The sequence below is a fragment of the Mitsuaria sp. BK041 genome (assembly GCF_014193085.1).
Classification (GTDB): domain Bacteria; phylum Pseudomonadota; class Gammaproteobacteria; order Burkholderiales; family Burkholderiaceae_C; genus Roseateles.
In genome coordinates, this window is record NZ_JACHYT010000001.1 from 675,588 (window position 1) to 689,193 (window position 13,606).

A 13,606-nucleotide genomic window follows, 5' to 3' on the forward strand; every position below is an offset into this window, starting at 1 on the left:
TCCCAGGCGGACCGGCGAAGCGGTCCGTCCCCGTTGATTCAATCAGGAGTACTGGAATGAAAGTCACGACGATCGGCACCGGCTACGTGGGCCTGGTCACCGGCGCCTGCCTGGCCGAGATGGGCAACCACGTGGTCTGCCTGGATGTGAATGCCGAGAAGATCCGCATCCTCAACGAGGGCGGCATTCCCATCCACGAGCCGGGCCTGGACGCGGTGGTCAAGCGCAACGTCGAGGCCGGCCGCCTGCAGTTCACGACCGATGTCGATGCGGCGGTCAATCACGGCACCATCCTGTTCATCGCGGTGGGCACGCCCCCGGGCGAGGACGGCTCGGCCGACCTGCAGTACGTGCTGGCCGCGGCGCGCTCGATCGGCCAGCGCATGACCGACTACAAGGTGGTCGTCGACAAGAGCACCGTGCCGGTGGGCACCGCGGACAAGGTCCGCGCCGCCATCGCCGAGGAACTGGCCCGGCGCGATGCGACCGTCGGTTTCGCGGTGGTGTCCAACCCCGAGTTCCTGAAGGAAGGCGCGGCGATCGAGGACTTCATGAAGCCCGACCGCATCGTCGTGGGTTCCGACGACGAGCAGGCCACGCTGATGATGCGCGCGCTGTATGCGCCGTTCACCCGCAGCCATGACCGGCTCTTCGTGATGGACGTGCGCAGCGCCGAGTTCACCAAGTACGCCGCCAACGCGATGCTGGCCACGCGCATCAGCTTCATGAACGAGCTGGCGCTGCTGGCGGAGAAGGTCGGCGCGGACATCGAACTGGTGCGTCGCGGCATCGGCTCGGACCCGCGCATCGGCTACCAGTTCCTGTACGCGGGCGCCGGTTATGGCGGTTCGTGTTTCCCCAAGGACGTCAAGGCGCTGGTGCGCACCGGCCGCGAGTACGACCAGGAACTGAAGGTGCTGAACGCCGTCGAGGAAGCCAACGACCGGCAGAAGCTGGTGCTGGTGGACAAGATCGTGGCGCGATTCGGCCAGGACCTGGCGGGCAAGCGCTTCGCCCTGTGGGGCCTGGCGTTCAAGCCCAACACCGACGACATGCGCGAGGCACCGTCGCTGGTGATCATCGAGGAGCTGGTCAAGCGCGGCGCGGCCATCGCGGCCTACGACCCGGTGGCGATGAGCGAGGCCAGCAAGCTGCTCGCGCAGGTGCAGGGCGTGAGCTTCTGCGAACGCGCGGAGCATGCGCTGGCGGATTCGGACGCGCTGGTGATCGTGACCGAGTGGAAGGAGTTCCGCACGCCGGACTTCGACCGCATCAAGTCCGAGCTCAAGCAGCCGGTGGTCTTCGACGGTCGCAACCTGTACGAGCCGGCGCTGATGTCGACGCTGGGCATCGAGCACCACGCCATCGGCCGCGGCAAGCGCAAGCCGGATTGAGGCGTCGGCGCCGCGGCCCTGCCTGGGCGCCGATCCGCACCCGAGGCGTCCTCGCAACGACAACGCCGCGTCCCCGAAAGGGACGCGGCGTTGTCCTTTCAGCCCCTGCGCGTCAGGACGCGCAGACGCTGCCCGTGGCCCCGCTGGCGCGGACCAGCGTCGGGCGCAGCGTCGATTCCACGTTGGCGGTGCCGCTGCGGCCCCAGGTCGTGACCTTGAAGCTGGTGCCCGCCGGCCAGGTGAAGTTGAGCACCGCGCCGTCGGCCAGATACCCGGTGTCGTAGACGGTGGCGCCCGTCTGGCGGTCGGCGATGGTCATGCGGAAGGTCGCGCCGCCGGTGCCCGCGACGGTGAGCCGATACGGATCGCCGGCCACCGGCAGCGCCCAGCTCACCGGGTTCATCGCCCGGCCGGTGGCATTGGCCTGCTCGATCAGCGTCGTCGTCGCGGGGAAGACCAGCGCCTGGCGCCAGGTGTCGAACTCGCCGCTGACCGTGCCCTTGGTGCGCCACCAGGCGCCGCGCATCGACAGCAGGTTCATCGCCGTGCTGGTCACCGAGCTGCTGTTCTTGTTGTTCCCGTCGACCCACCAGGCCGCGCTCTCCAGCGGACGCAGCGCGGCGCGAATGGTGTCCAGGTCGGTGGCCGTGCTGCTGCTCCAGCCGTTCTTGTGCAGCTTCAGGTCAGCGCCGATCTCCACGTAGATGACGAAGGGCGTGCCGTGGTTGCGGTCCACGACGTAGGCGCCGTACTTCTTCAGCGTCTCGGCGATCTTGCGCAGCTCCGGCGTGGCCAGCGCCTGCGCGTCGAAGCTGGCCGGCAGCATCAGCAGCGAGCCCATCGGGATCTGGCCGCTGTTGGTCGTGGCCGCATTCGAATCCGCCGAGGTGGCCGGGAAGCGGTAGGTCGGGCTGTTGCTCAGGCCGGTGAAGTCCAGCGACATCGCCAGCGCGTGGCTGTAGCTGGCCGCGCCGTCGTTGGCCTCATGGATGCGGATCAGGCCGCCGATCGTGGACACGCCCGCGGCGCGCGCGCCCTGGTAGTAGTGCGACGGGTCGCCCATGCCACGGCCGGCCAGCGGCGTCCAGGCGTACTGGTTCGTCACCCAGGCGCCGTTGACCTGCTTGAGGCCCCAGAACGAATGGATGACCCCGGCGGCGGCGTCGACGATCTCGGCGTGACCATCGCTGCCGGTGGCCGGCTGCGTCTGCGCCGGCCAGTGCGGGATGGTGATGCTGGGACGGTAGACCTCGCTGTCCGGATCCCATACGCCTTGCGTGTTGGTGCCGGTCACAACCATGGGCGCGTCGGTTTCCGACGCCTCGAAGGCGGCGCTCGACCAGGTGCCGCTGTCCACGGACGGGTAATAGGTGGAGGCCGGGATCGTCGCCGACCCCAGCACTGCGCCGACCGGGCGGCTGTTCCACGGCGAATCCGGGCTGAACGGACGCAGGAAGCTGCCGAAGTTGCCCGCGGTGCAGGCGGCGGTCGCGGAGGGACGGGCGATGGCGTCGGCGGCCAGGACGGCGACGCCGGCGACGGCCTCGCTGGCCGGCGAGGCGGGCGTGGTGGCGATCGAGACCGGGGTGGAGGCGGCGGTCGGCGGCGTCTCCAGCGCCAGCGGCGCGGCGCCGGCGGCGCTGCTGCCGCCCCCGCCGCCGCAACCGGCCAGCAGCAGGCTGGCGGCGAGCGCGCAGGCGCTCAGGCCGGCGGAGATTCCAAAGGAAGAAGAGGTTTTCGTCATGGTGTTTCGAACTGCTGAAAATGCGCGGAGCGCGTTGACGAGTAAATGCCGGTATCTCTTCTTCTTGCGCGCCGACGCCTCGTTGCAGGCGTCGGGCGGGATTCTTGTTACTGGATGTTGGCACCCGGGAAATTGACTGCTTCATTCCCGCCCGGCTGGGCAGGTGTTGCGGCCATGACTCAGTATGCGGAGTCCGATGGGCTGATTTCCAGAGTGGACGCCGGCCACACGCGGGTGATTCCGGGAATATTGGGCAGCTGCGGGGAGGTACTCTTTGAAACATCCAGGTCAAGGGTTGACAACCTGACGGATGTCTCGGATCGAGGGGTTATTGCCCGTCGTTACATACTCTTCCTCGGGTCCGAGATACTGGGGTTCGATATTCGAAACAAAACATCGGACGTCGCACGAAACTCGGGAAAGCAACCCGCTGAAGGAGGTGTCAGCCGATTCCCGACGGGTCCCCGACGGGCCCCCCGGACGGGCCCCCGATGGGCGGGCGGGACGGTCGATGCCGGCCCCTCAACGAGGGGGGCGAGGCGGCCAGGGGGCGGCCGGTCGCCAGAGGGGCCTATGGGATACTCCGCGCCTTCGCCTCAGGGAATCGGAATCGAGATGGTCAAGATCAATGACATCGTGGTCGACAACGCCCGGCCGTTCGTGCTGTTCGGCGGTGTCAACGTGCTGGAGTCGGAGCAGTTCGCGGTCGATGTGTGCGGCGAATACCTGCGCGTGACCCGGGAACTGGGCATTCCCTACGTCTTCAAGGCGTCCTTCGACAAGGCCAACCGGTCCTCGATCAAGAGCTACCGCGGCCCGGGTCTGGACGCCGGCCTGAAGATCTTCGAGGCGGTCAAGAAGGCGCATGGCGTCGCGGTGCTGACCGACGTGCATGAACCCCACCAGGCGGCCGAGGTGGCCGCCGTCTGCGACGTGCTGCAACTGCCGGCCTTCCTGGCCCGCCAGACCGACCTGGTGATCGCGCTCGCGAAGACCGGCCGGGTGATCAACATCAAGAAGCCGCAGTTCGTCAGCCCGCCGCAGATGAAGAACATCGTCGAGAAGTTCGAGGAAGGCGGCAATCCGAACGTGATGCTGTGCGACCGCGGCGCCCAGTTCGGCTACGACAACCTCGTCGTGGACATGCTGGGCTTCGGCGTGATGAAGCAGGTCAGCGGTGGCAAGCCGGTGATCTTCGACGTGACCCATGCGCTGCAGCAGCGCGAGTCCGGTGCCGCCGCCTCGGGCGGCCGCCGCGGCCAGGTCACCGAGCTGGCCCGCGCCGGCATGGCGATCGGCCTGGCCGGCCTGTTCCTGGAGGCCCATCCCGAGCCCGAGAAGGCGCTGTGCGACGGCCCCAGCGCGCTGCGCCTGTCGCAGCTCAAGCCCTTCCTGGAGCAGGTCAAGGCGATCGACGACCTGGTCAAGGGTTTCCCGGTTCTGGACACCCACTGACCGCCGCGGCCCCTGGCCGCGCGGGCCGGCGCCGGATCAAGCGCCGGATCAGGCGCGGCCCGGCGCGGGCGTGACCGGGCGCTCGCCCTGAGGGGCGGGCGTGCGGCCGTTGAAGAGCAGCCGCATGAGGGCGAAGGGCCGCACCAGCCAGCGGTGGATCGCCAGACTCAGCGCCAGCGTGGCCAGCGCGATGATCGGGAACTTGACCGCCGCCGGCCAATCGAGCGGCAACAGCAGCAGCGCCAGCGCCACCACCAGCAGGTGGTGGACGAGGAAGATCGTGTAGCTCGCTTCCGAGAGCAAGCGGCCAAGCCCGCCACGCGGGCCAGTGCGCCAGCGGCCCAGCGCGCCGACGGCGGCCCCGGTCGCGATCCAGATGCCCAGCAGTTCCACCGCCAGTGCCGCCTCGCGGGCCAGCGGATGCGGCAGCGTGGCGCTGGCCGCGTCGCCCCAGTTGGCCGCGAAGGCGGCCACCGGCAGCAGCCAGAGCGGCGTCGACAGCCACGCACGCAGCCAGACGGGGCGATGCCACAGCGCCAGACCGGCGAGGAACAGCGGCGCGTAGAAGGCCAGGTTGAACAGCGTCAGGTCGCCCGGGCCGGCCTCGTAGGCGATGCCGGTCAACCGGACGGCGAGGATCAAGGCATGGCCCAGCAGCGCGCCGGCCAGCGCCACCGACAGCCAGTGCGCCGGCCCGGCGTCGCCGGCACGCGCGAGCCAGGCGGCGAAGCGCCCGGGGCCGCGGGCGGCGGTCCGGGTGGCGCGGCGATGCCGGCCCTGGGCGATGGCCCAGGCGGCGAGCACCAGCAGGTTCAGCACCAGCAGGTCGCGCAGGAACCAGAGGTGGAACACCGGGGCGGACAGGCCGTCCAGCGCCGCCCAGGGATCGGCGCCCCGTTGCCAGGCGAGCAGTGCCTGCTGCGCGCCGTTGAGCAGCAGCCAGCAGCTCAGCAGCGGCACCCCCAGGCGCAGCAGCTGGCGCACGAGCAGGTCGGGCGTGGCGTGGCGGCGCAGGCTGCCGGCGAAGAGCAGGCCCGACAGCAGGAAGAAGCCGGGCACCCGGAAGCTGTGGATCAGCGCGACCAGCGCGTCGAAGAAGGCGCTGCGGTGGCTGTCGGCGACCAGCCAGTCGCCCGAGGTGATGAAGACGTCCGCGGTGTGCAGGGCGATGCCCAGGACCATCAGCGTCGCGCGGGTCCTGTCGAGGTCCAGATCTGCTGCGCCGGCGATGCCGGGGCGGTGCGCCTCCCTGGTGGAAGCGGTTGAAACATCCATGGCGATCCCCCTCTGCCCAGGCCCGGCGCTTCTCTGAGCGCGTGAGGCCGCAACTGTACGCCCGCGACCCGGCCCGGCTTCACGCCAGCGTGACAGCTTCCCGGGGCAGACCCCCGGAACGCGGGGGGGGCTCAGCAGAGCAGGTCCGTCGCCAGGCGCTCGACGATGCGCGCGGCCGATCGGCCGTCCCACAGCGGGGGGCGTCGCACCGGGGCGGTGCCCGCGCCAGCGGCGTCGAGCTCGTCCAGCCGCTGCCCTGCCAGCGCCAGCACGCGCGCGGCGTCGGTGCCGGCGATGCGGTTGGTGCCCAGTTCCACCGTCACCGGCCGCTCGGTGTTGTCGCGCACGGTGAGGCAGGGGATGCCCAGCGCGGTGGTTTCCTCCTGCAGGCCGCCGCTGTCGGTGAGCACCAGCGCGGCGCGGCGCCACAGCGCCAGGAAGGGGCGGTAAGGCAGCGGCGGCAGCAGGTGCAGGCCCGGCGTCGGCGCCAGGCCCAGCGCCGCCAGCCGGTCGCGGGTGCGCGGATGGACCGGGAAGAGCAGCGGCAGCCGCCCGGCGAGCGTGCCCAGCGCGCCCATCAGCGCCGCGAGCTGGGCCGGCTCGTCGACATTGGACGGCCGGTGCAGCGTGACCACGCCGAAGCGGCCGGCGATCGCGTGCCGGGCGCCGGCCGCGTCGAGCGCGGCGAGCGCCGCGGCCTCGGCGGCCCGGGCCGGGGCGTCGCCGGCCTCCAGGCGGTCGAGCTGGAACAGCAGGTTGTCGACCATCACATGGCCGACCTCGACGATGCGGGCGTCGGGGTGGCCTTCGCGGCGCAGGTGGGCGGCGGCGCTCGGCTCGGTCGTGAAGAGCCAGTCCGCGATCGCGTCGGTGGCGCGGCGGTTGATCTCTTCCGGCATGGTCATGTCGCCGCTGCGCAGGCCGGCCTCGACATGCGCCACCGGCACGCCGAGCTTGCGGGCCGCCAGCGCGCAGGCGAGCGTCGAGTCGACATCGCCGACGACGACGCAGGCCGCGGGCCGGTCGGCCAGCAGGTGCGGCTCATAGGCCTGCAGGATGGCGGCCGTCAGCCGCGCGTGGCCGCCGCCGTGGCAGTCCAGCGAGACGTCAGGCGGCGGCAGGCCGAGCTCGTCGAAGAAGACACCGCTCATCGCGGCGTCGTGGTGCTGGCCGGTGTGGATCAGCTTCCAATCGAGCCGGCCGTCCGCGCGCAGCGCCCGCACCAGCGGCGCGAGCTTCATGAAGTTGGGTCGCGCGCCCGCGATCAGGTGCAGCAGGGGCGCGGCCATCGGCGGGTCAGTCGAAGGACTTCGCGTCGGCGAGCAGCGGCGCCTTCGCGTCCTTCTCGGCGAGCTTGAACTCGACGCCCAGCTTCGGCCAGTCGATGCCGATGGCCGGATCGTCCCAGCGCACCGAGCCCTCGGCCTGCGGCGCGTAGAGGTCGGTGGTCTTGTAGAGGAAGTCGGCGGTCTCGCTCAGCACCAGGAAGCCGTGGGCGAAGCCCGGCGGGATCCACAGCTGACGATGGTTCTCCCCGGTGAGCTCGACGCCGGCCCACTTGCCGAAGTTGGGGCTGGAGCGGCGCATGTCCACGGCCACGTCGAACACCGCGCCGGCGGTGCAGCGCACCAGCTTGCCCTGCGCGTGCGGCGGCAGCTGGAAGTGCAGGCCGCGCAGCACGCCCTGGCTGGAGCGCGAATGGTTGTCCTGCACGAAGCGCACGTCGTAGCCGCAGGCGGCGTTGAACTTGGGCTCGGTCCAGCTTTCCATGAAGAAGCCACGCGCGTCGCCGAAGACCTTCGGCTCGATGATCAGCACCTCGGGCAGCGCGGTCGGGATCACATTCATCAGAACACCTGTTCGTTGAGCACCTGCTTCAGGTACTGGCCATATCCGTTCTTGAGCATCGGCTGCGCCAGCTTCTCCAGCTGCTCGGCCGTGATCCAGCCCTGGCGGTAGGCGATCTCCTCGGGGCAGGCGACCTTCAGGCCCTGGCGCTTCTCCAACGTCGCGATGAACTGGCCGGCTTCCATCAGGCTGTCATGCGTGCCGGTGTCCAGCCAGGCATAACCGCGGCCCATGATCTCGACGCGCAGCTGCTGCTGCTCGAGGTAGCGGGCGTTGACGTCGGTGATCTCGAGCTCGCCGCGCGGGCTGGGTTTGATGTCGGCGGCGATGTCGCAGACCTGGCGGTCGTAGAAGTACAGGCCGGTCACCGCGTAGTTGCTCTTGGGCGCCTTGGGCTTTTCCTCGATGCTGACCGCGCGCTGGGCGGCATCGAACTCGACCACGCCATAACGCTCCGGGTCGTGCACGTGGTAGGCGAAGACGGTGGCGCCGTCGGTCTGCGCATCGGCGCTGTCCAGCAGGCCGGCGAAGTCGTGGCCGTAGAAGATGTTGTCGCCCAGCACCAGCGCGCTGGGCGCGCCGCCGATGAAGTCCTTGCCGAGCACGAAGGCCTGCGCCAGGCCGTCCGGGCTGGGTTGCACGCAGTACTGGAGGTTCAGGCCCCAGCGCGCGCCGTCGCCCAGCAGCGCCTCGAAGCGCGGCAGGTCCTGCGGCGTGCTGATCAGCAGGATGTCGCGCATGCCCGCCAGCATCAGGGTGCTGAGCGGGTAATAGACCATCGGCTTGTCGTAGACCGGCAGCAGCTGCTTGCTGATGGCCAGCGTCGCCGGGTGCAGCCGGGTGCCGGAGCCGCCGGCCAGGATGATGCCCTTGCGGGGGGTGTTGCTCATCGCGGTCTCTCCAATCACAGGATTTCTTCGAGCAGGCGGTCGACGCCGACCTGCCAGTGCGGCAGCACCAGCCCGAAGCGGTCCTGCAGCTTGTGGTTGTCCAGGCGCGAGTTCAGCGGGCGCGGCGCCGGCGTCGGATAGGCGCTGCTGGGCAGCGCCTCGACCTGCTCGGGCTGCACCTTCAGCGCCAGTCCCTTGTCGCGGGCGCGGCCGAGCACATGCCGGGCGTAGGCGTGCCAGCTGGTCTCGCCGCTCGCCACGGCGTGGTAGATGCCGCACAGCGCGCGGTCCCGCAGCGTGGCGCGGACCAGGTGCGCGGTGACATCGGCCAGCAGGTCCGCGCCGGTGGGCGCGCCGATCTGGTCGGCGACGACCTTGAGCTGCTCGCGCTCGGCCGCCAGCCGCAGCATGGTCTTGGCGAAGTTGCCGCCGCGCGCGGCGTAGACCCAGCTGGTGCGCAGCACCAGCGCATCCGCGCCGCTCGCGGCGATGCGCTGCTCGCCCTCGAGCTTGGTCTTGCCGTAGACGCTCAGCGGGCCGGTGGGCGCGTCCTCGAAGCGCCAGTCCGAGCCGGCGCCATCGAAGACGTAGTCGGTCGAGTAATGCACCAGCAGCGCGCCCAAGGCCTTGGCCTCCTCGGCCAGCACGCCGGGGGCCAGCGCGTTGATCTGGCGCGCGGCCTCGGGCTCGCTCTCGGCCTTGTCGACGGCGGTGTAGGCCGCGGCATTGACGATCACGTCGGGCGCCACGCGGCGCACCGTGGCGCGCAGCGCCTCGCTGTCGCCAAGGTCGCCGCCCTCATGGCGATCCAGCGCGACCAACTCGCCCAGCGGGGCGAGCGCGCGTTGCAGCTCCCAGCCGAGCTGGCCGTTCTTTCCGAGCAGCAGAATCTTCATGCCGATGTCCTGCCCGGGCGCTCAGGCGCCGTATTGCTTCGAGACCCACTCGCGGTACGCGCCCGAGAGCACGCGCGAGGCCCAGTCCTCGTTGGCCAGGTACCACTGCACCGTCTTGCGGATGCCGGTCTCGAAGGTCTCGGCGGGACGCCAGCCCAGGTCGCGCTCGATCTTGCGGGCGTCGATCGCGTAGCGGCGGTCGTGGCCGGGGCGGTCCTTCACGTAGGTGATGAGCCGCGCGTAAGGGCCGGCGGGATCGGGGCGCAGTTCGTCGAGCAGGGCGCACACCGTTTTCACGATGTCGATGTTGGCCTTCTCGTTCCAGCCGCCAATGTTGTAGGTCTCGCCCAGCGTGCCGCCGGCCAGCACCGCGCGGATGCCCGAGCAGTGGTCGGTGACGTAGAGCCAGTCGCGGATCTGCTGGCCGTCGCCGTACACCGGCAGCGGCTTGCCGGCCAGCGCGTTGACGATCATCAGCGGGATCAGCTTCTCGGGGAAGTGATACGGGCCGTAGTTGTTGGAGCAGTTGGTCGTCACCACCGGCAGGCCGTAGGTGTGGTGCCAGGCGCGGACCAGGTGGTCGCTGGCCGCCTTGGAGGCCGAGTACGGGCTGTTGGGCTCGTAGGGATTCGTCTCGGCGAAGGGCGGGTCCTCGGCCTTCAGCGAGCCGTAGACCTCGTCGGTGGAGACGTGATGGAAGCGGAAGGCCGCCTTGGCTTCGCCCTCCAGCGCGCTCCAGTAGCCGCGCGCGGCCTCCAGCAGCGTGAAGGTGCCCTCGACATTGGTGCGCATGAAGGCGCCGGGGCCGTGGATGGAGCGGTCGACGTGGGACTCGGCCGCGAAGTGCACGATCGCGCGGGGGCGGTGCGTGGCCAGCAGCTGGTCGACGAGCGCGCGGTCGCAGATGTCGCCCTTGACGAAGACGTGGCGCGCGTCGTCCTTGAGCGAGGCCAGGTTCTCGAGGTTGCCCGCGTAGGTGAGGGCGTCCAGGTTGACGACCGGCTCGTCCGAGGTCTTGAACCAGTCGAGCACGAAATTGCTGCCGATGAATCCGGCACCGCCGGTGACGAGGATCGTCATGAAACTTCCCTGAAATGTGTGGCGTCGCGACCCGGGCGGGCGGTGACGCCGGTCGGATTACAGCCGCCAGACCCGGAGGCCGGCGGCACGGAGATCGTCGGCCCGGAAGGCCGCCTTGACGTCGATGAAGGCGCCGCCTTCCACCAGCTTGGCGGCGAGCGCGCCGGCCGCCAGCGCCTTGTACTCGCGGTGCGCGACCGCCGCCACGATGGCGTCGGCGCGCGGCAGGTCCTCGAAAGCCTGCAGCCGCACGCCGTATTCGTGCATCGCTTCGTCGGCCTCGGCCGCCGGGTCGGTGACGAAGACCTCGACGCCGTAGGTCCTGAGCTCGCGGATGATGTCGATCACCTTGGAGTTGCGCAGGTCGCCGCAGTCCTCCTTGAAGGTCAGGCCCAGCACGTTGACCTTGGCCCCCTTGATCGGCGAGCCCGCGGCGATCATCTGCTTGATGGTCTGCTCGGCGATGAACTTGCCCATGCCGTCGTTGATGCGCCGGCCCGCCAGGATGACCTGCGGGTGGTAGCCGAGCATGTCGGCCTTGTGCGTCAGGTAGTAGGGGTCCACGCCGATGCAGTGGCCGCCGACCAGGCCCGGCTTGAACTTCAGGAAGTTCCATTTCGTGCCGGCGGCCTCCAGCACCTCGGAGGTGTCCAGGCCCAGACGCTCGAAGATGATCGCCAGCTCGTTCATCAGCGCGATGTTCAGGTCGCGCTGGGTGTTCTCGATGACCTTGGCGGCCTCGGCCGTCTTGATGCTGGAGGCGCGGTGCACGCCCGGCACGATGATGCGCTCGTAGGTCCTGGCGACGATCTCCAGCGTCTCGGGCGTGTCGCCGGAGACGATCTTGAGGATCTTCGTCAGCGTGTGGTCCTTGTCGCCCGGATTGATCCGCTCGGGGCTGTAGCCGACGAAGAAGTCCTGCTTCCACTTGAAGCCGGATTCGCGCTCCAGCACCGGGATGCAGACCTCCTCGGTCGCGCCGGGATAGACGGTCGATTCGTACACGACGACCGCGCCGCGCTTCATGTGCCGGCCCACGCTGGTGGACGAGCCGATCAGCGGGCGGAAGTCGGGGATCTTGGCCTCGTCCACCGGCGTGGGCACGGCCACGATGATGACGTCGGCATCGGCCAGGCAGGCCGGGTCGCTGTGGTACTCGGCGTGCACGGCCGCGCGCACTTCCTCGTCGCTCAGCTCGCGCGACGGGTCGGTGCCCGCGCGGCACTTGGCGACCTTGTCCTCGGCGATGTCGAAGCCGATGGTCCGTCCGTGCTTGCCGAACTCGACCACCAGCGGCAGTCCCACATATCCCAATCCGACGACGGCAATCACGGACACGATCTTCTCCTGTCGACGGCCGACGTCGCTGCGACGCCGGCGTCCTGTTGTGGTGGGCCCGGAGCGTCCCCACCGGACCGGAAGGTCCGGGCGCCCCGCGCGATGGTCGGCTTTGTATCCGGTTTTCAGGTCGGCGCCGACCCCTCAAGCGGGGCCCGGGCTTCAGTTCCGGCCGTAGGTGTCCTGGTAGCGCACGATGTCGTCCTCGCCCAGGTAGGAACCGGACTGGACCTCGATGATCTCCAGCGGCACCTTGCCCGGGTTGGACAGGCGATGGACCTGGCCCAGCGGGATGTAGGTCGACTGGTTCTCGGTCAGCAGCAGGGTCTTGTCGCCGTTGACGATCTCGGCGGTGCCCTGCACCACGATCCAGTGTTCGGCGCGATGGTGGTGCATCTGCAGGCTCAGCGAGGCGCCGGGCTTGACCATGATGCGCTTGACCTGGAAACGCTCGCCCATGTCGATGCTGTCGTACCAGCCCCAGGGGCGGTGCACCTTGCGATGCAGGTTCTGCTCGTCGCGCTGGGCGGCGGTCAGCTGGCTGACGATCTTCTTGACGTCCTGGCTCTTGCTGCGATCGGCGACCAGCACCGCGTCCGGCGTCTCGACGACGACGATGTTGTCCAGACCCACGGCCGAGACCAGCCGGCTGGTCGCGTGCACCAGCGTGTTGCGGCTGTCCGCGATGATCGCGTCGCCGCGGCTGGCATTGCCGGACGCATCCTTCTCGGCCACCTGCCAGACCGCTTCCCAGGCGCCCAGGTCGTTCCATCCGGCGTCCAGCGGCACCATGCGCAGCGCGACCGGGCTGCCGGGGCAGCGCTCCATCACGGCGTAGTCGATCGATTCCGACGGCACGGCCGCGAAGGCGTCCTTGGCCGGGCGCACGAAGGGACCGTCCACCGCCTTGCCGCCGAAGGCCACGCGCGTGGCCTGGTCGATGTCGGGGCGGAACTGCTGCAGCGCCTTCAGCCAGACGCTGGCGCGCAACACGAACATGCCGCTGTTCCAGTAGTAGCCGCCCTGGTCGACGTACTTCTGGGCGGTCGGGGCATCGGGCTTCTCGACGAAGGCCTCGACGCGCAGGCCGGTGCCTTCGGCGCCGGCGCGGATGTAGCCGTAGCCGGTCTCGGGCCGGTCGGGCGTGATGCCGAGGATGACGATGGCGCCGCCGCTGGCCTGGCGCACCGCGTCCTGCAGCGCGGCGGTGAAGGCCGGGCCGTCGGTGACCGTCTGGTCGGCCGGGGTGACGACCAGCACCGGGTCCTCGCCGCCTTCCAGCGCCTGCAGCGCCGCCAGCGTGATCGCCGGCGCGGTGTTGCGGCCGACCGGCTCCAGCAGCACGGCGCTGGGCGCGAGCCGCTGCTCGCGCAGCTGGTCCAGCACCATGAAGCGGTGTTCCTCGTTGCCGACGACGATCGGCGGCTTCACCGCGATGTCCTCGGCACCGAGCGTGGCCAGGCGGTCCGCCGCCTGCTGGAACAGGCTGGTGTTGCCGTTCAGCACCAGGAACTGCTTGGGATAACCGGCGCGGGACAGCGGCCACAGCCGCGTGCCGCTGCCACCCGCCATGATCACCGGTTGCGTGTCGATCTTGCTCAAGGTACTGCTCCCTCTGGAACTGGCGCCCCTTGCATGTCGATGCGGGGCTGTGGATTCGAAAAATGGGTCGGAAGTGTCGCAGAG

11 protein-coding genes are annotated in these 13,606 nt (G+C 69.8%); 2 read left to right on the plus strand and 9 right to left on the minus strand.

All coding sequences use genetic code 11. From position 1 onward, the window contains the following. Window positions 1–56 precede the first annotated feature (56 nt). Entirely contained in the window at window positions 57–1,394 is a 1,338-nt protein-coding gene (locus tag FHT38_RS02925) for a UDP-glucose/GDP-mannose dehydrogenase family protein (protein ID WP_183489728.1), read from the plus strand. 112 nt (window positions 1,395–1,506) lie between these two features. On the opposite strand, the gene FHT38_RS02930 is transcribed toward FHT38_RS02925, so the two are convergent. Beyond that, a complete protein-coding gene (locus FHT38_RS02930) occupies window positions 1,507–3,138 on the minus strand; it encodes an Atrophin-1 multi-domain protein (protein ID WP_183489731.1) in 1,632 nt (543 codons plus the stop codon). Between the two features lie 615 nt (window positions 3,139–3,753). Here FHT38_RS02930 and kdsA point away from each other — a divergent pair. Then, window positions 3,754–4,593: a 3-deoxy-8-phosphooctulonate synthase gene (gene kdsA / locus FHT38_RS02935; protein ID WP_183489734.1), complete on the plus strand. Its 840-nt coding sequence runs from the start codon at window positions 3,754–3,756 to the stop codon at window positions 4,591–4,593. 48 nt (window positions 4,594–4,641) lie between these two features. Here the strand turns inward: kdsA and FHT38_RS02940 are convergent, their stop codons facing one another. The 8 genes from FHT38_RS02940 to FHT38_RS02975 all read right to left on the minus strand — a co-directional run bounded on the left by FHT38_RS02940 (window position 4,642) and on the right by FHT38_RS02975 (window position 13,492). Further along, complete coding sequence (locus FHT38_RS02940; protein ID WP_183489737.1) at window positions 4,642–5,868, minus strand: acyltransferase family protein; 1,227 nt, start codon at window positions 5,866–5,868, stop codon at window positions 4,642–4,644. Between the two features lie 131 nt (window positions 5,869–5,999). After that, window positions 6,000–7,157, minus strand: a complete 1,158-nt coding sequence (gene wecB / locus FHT38_RS02945) for a non-hydrolyzing UDP-N-acetylglucosamine 2-epimerase (protein WP_183489739.1) — start codon at window positions 7,155–7,157, stop codon at window positions 6,000–6,002. Between the two features lie 7 nt (window positions 7,158–7,164). After that, a complete protein-coding gene (rfbC, locus tag FHT38_RS02950) occupies window positions 7,165–7,716 on the minus strand; it encodes a dTDP-4-dehydrorhamnose 3,5-epimerase (RefSeq protein WP_147240364.1) in 552 nt (183 codons plus the stop codon). Beyond that, on the minus strand, window positions 7,716–8,606 hold the full coding sequence (rfbA, locus tag FHT38_RS02955) for a glucose-1-phosphate thymidylyltransferase RfbA (protein WP_091721582.1): 891 nt from the start codon (window positions 8,604–8,606) through the stop codon (window positions 7,716–7,718). Before rfbA ends, rfbC begins: the two co-directional genes overlap by 1 nt. 14 nt (window positions 8,607–8,620) lie before the next feature. Further along, a complete protein-coding gene (gene rfbD, locus FHT38_RS02960) occupies window positions 8,621–9,502 on the minus strand; it encodes a dTDP-4-dehydrorhamnose reductase (RefSeq protein WP_183489742.1) in 882 nt (293 codons plus the stop codon). Between the two features lie 21 nt (window positions 9,503–9,523). Beyond that, on the minus strand, window positions 9,524–10,582 hold the full coding sequence (rfbB, locus tag FHT38_RS02965; RefSeq protein WP_183489745.1) for a dTDP-glucose 4,6-dehydratase: 1,059 nt from the start codon (window positions 10,580–10,582) through the stop codon (window positions 9,524–9,526). Window positions 10,583–10,639: 57 nt separating this feature from the next. Further along, window positions 10,640–11,920 (minus strand): nucleotide sugar dehydrogenase, encoded by a 1,281-nt coding sequence (locus FHT38_RS02970; protein WP_183489748.1) that lies wholly within the window; start codon window positions 11,918–11,920, stop codon window positions 10,640–10,642. 162 nt (window positions 11,921–12,082) lie between these two features. After that, on the minus strand, window positions 12,083–13,492 hold the full coding sequence (locus FHT38_RS02975; RefSeq protein WP_183492374.1) for a mannose-1-phosphate guanylyltransferase/mannose-6-phosphate isomerase: 1,410 nt from the start codon (window positions 13,490–13,492) through the stop codon (window positions 12,083–12,085). Window positions 13,493–13,606: the final 114 nt, after the last annotated feature.

Coding starts and splice junctions, on each gene's coding strand:
- FHT38_RS02930 (WP_183489731.1), bottom strand. CDS start 3,138: ATGACGAAAACCTCTTCTTCCTTTGGAATCTCCGCCGGCCTGAGCGCC.
- kdsA (WP_183489734.1), top strand. CDS start 3,754: ATGGTCAAGATCAATGACATCGTGGTCGACAACGCCCGGCCGTTCGTG.
- rfbC (WP_147240364.1), bottom strand. CDS start 7,716: ATGAATGTGATCCCGACCGCGCTGCCCGAGGTGCTGATCATCGAGCCG.
- rfbB (WP_183489745.1), bottom strand. CDS start 10,582: ATGACGATCCTCGTCACCGGCGGTGCCGGATTCATCGGCAGCAATTTC.
- rfbA (WP_091721582.1), bottom strand. CDS start 8,606: ATGAGCAACACCCCCCGCAAGGGCATCATCCTGGCCGGCGGCTCCGGC.
- wecB (WP_183489739.1), bottom strand. CDS start 7,157: ATGGCCGCGCCCCTGCTGCACCTGATCGCGGGCGCGCGACCCAACTTC.
- FHT38_RS02940 (WP_183489737.1), bottom strand. CDS start 5,868: ATGGATGTTTCAACCGCTTCCACCAGGGAGGCGCACCGCCCCGGCATC.
- FHT38_RS02975 (WP_183492374.1), bottom strand. CDS start 13,492: ATGGCGGGTGGCAGCGGCACGCGGCTGTGGCCGCTGTCCCGCGCCGGT.
- FHT38_RS02925 (WP_183489728.1), top strand. CDS start 57: ATGAAAGTCACGACGATCGGCACCGGCTACGTGGGCCTGGTCACCGGC.
- rfbD (WP_183489742.1), bottom strand. CDS start 9,502: ATGAAGATTCTGCTGCTCGGAAAGAACGGCCAGCTCGGCTGGGAGCTG.